Raw genomic sequence first — 436 nt, 5'->3', positions numbered from 1 at the left:
GCACTATCCCGGCGATTGCCTTGCATCGCGTCGGCCTGGAAAAAAGACTTCAGGCAGTAACGGTTGCCAGGGGTACTATAGCAACGTTGGTCCGACAGTGATGTTAATGCCTGCTGGCATAAATCCAATACCTGGTAGCTTCTCTTTGCTGTGTCGGCCATTGCCTGGCGGCTATTGATAACATCAATGATAGTGATCTCCGGTTTTTCCTGAGGGATGTCCTGTGGCGGCGTCACGGGCGGCTTAACCGCTGGCGGTGTCACTGGCGGATTAACCGCTGGCGGTGTCACGGGCGGATTAACCGCTGGCGGCGTCACGGGCGGCTTAACCGGAGGTGGTGTCACGGGCGGATTAACCGGCGGTGGTGTCCCGGGCGGATTAACCGGTGGTTGTGCCACGGGGGGATTTGCCGGAGGAACAGGCGCGGGGTATTTTT

General features: G+C 58.5%; 2 protein-coding genes. One reads left to right on the top strand and one right to left on the bottom strand.

Features of this window, described 5'->3' with window-relative positions:
• Nucleotides 1-236: hypothetical protein (locus tag ACU8YC_RS28150; RefSeq protein ID WP_446896416.1), on the bottom strand; the 236-nt coding region annotated here is incomplete at its 3' end.
• Between ACU8YC_RS28150 and ACU8YC_RS28145 the strand changes: the two genes are divergently transcribed.
• Nucleotides 217-436, top strand: a 220-nt coding sequence (locus tag ACU8YC_RS28145) for a hypothetical protein (RefSeq protein WP_446896415.1), incomplete at its 3' end; no start/stop codon positions are given. The genes ACU8YC_RS28150 and ACU8YC_RS28145 overlap by 20 nt on opposite strands.

This window comes from Citrobacter sp. VF227, assembly GCF_052950715.1.
The sequence above is the reverse complement of the archived record's forward strand: the minus strand, read 5'-3'. Positions and strand labels throughout refer to the sequence as shown.